We start from the raw sequence: 996 nt of genomic DNA, 5'->3' as shown, positions 1-996 counted from the left end.
CCGCGCTCCTCCGGGCGCGCGGCTGGTACGCGCGGGCGCTGCAACGGCGCGCCGAGGGCGACGCCCGCGGTGTGCTCGCCGCCGTACGGACAGGCCTGCGGGTCCTGGACGAGCACGCCTCGGCCATGGGGGCCACCGACCTGCGGGTGCACGCGGCGGCGCACCGGGCCGACCTGGTGGCCCTGGGACTGGAGGTGGCCTTCGAGGCCGGCCGCCCCGACGGCCTCCTCGAATGGTCGGAGCGCGCCCGCGCCAGCCGCCTGCTGGCCGCGCCGGTCCGTCCGCCCGACGACCCGGTGCTGACCGCGCTGCTGGCCCGGCTGCGCTCGGTCACGAGGGACCTGGCCGGTCAGGCGGCGGCGCCCGCACCGCTGCTCGCCCGGCAGGCCGACCTGGAACGGCGCATCCGCGACCACAGCCGCCGGCTCACCGGCACACCCGGCGGCGCGCCGGCGGCCCCGGTCACGCCCCGGGACCTCGCCGTTTCGCTGGGTTCGTGGGCGCTGGTCGAGTACGTCCGCCGGGGCGCCGACCTGCACGTGCTCACCGTGGTGGACGGCCGCGTGGGCGTCCGGCGCCTCGGGGCGACGGCGGAGGCGGCCGACCTGATCGAGCGGCTGACGTTCGCCGTGCGGCGCAACGCGCGCCCGGACGCCCGGCCGGAGGTGCTGGCCGCGTCCGCCGCGCTGCTGGACGCCGCGGCCGCCCGGCTCGACGCGCTGCTGCTCGGCCCGCTGGCCGAGATCGGCGACCGCCCGCTCGTCGTGGTGCCCACCGGGCCGCTGCACAGTCTCCCGTGGTCCCTCCTGCCGTCCTGCGCGGGACGGCCCGTGACCGTCGCGCCGTCCGCGACGCTGTGGCACCTCGCCCGGACCCGCCTCGCGTCGGCGGACGGAACGGACGGCGACGGCAGGGGCGGCGCGGACGGTCACGGCCCGCACGGCGTGCACGGCGCCGGCGTGGGGGTGGGTCCTGCGGGCGCCGCAACCAGGGGAC

The 996-nt window shown here is 80.0% G+C and carries 1 pseudogene; it reads left to right on the top strand.

What is annotated here, in order from left to right:
• A pseudogene (locus tag MPTA5024_RS41900) lies at positions 1-996 on the top strand (hypothetical protein); the annotation flags it as partial.

This window comes from Microbispora sp. ATCC PTA-5024, from assembly GCF_000511135.2.
Taxonomy (GTDB): domain Bacteria; phylum Actinomycetota; class Actinomycetes; order Streptosporangiales; family Streptosporangiaceae; genus Microbispora; species Microbispora corallina.
This window is presented reverse-complemented; position numbering and strand designations above follow the sequence as displayed.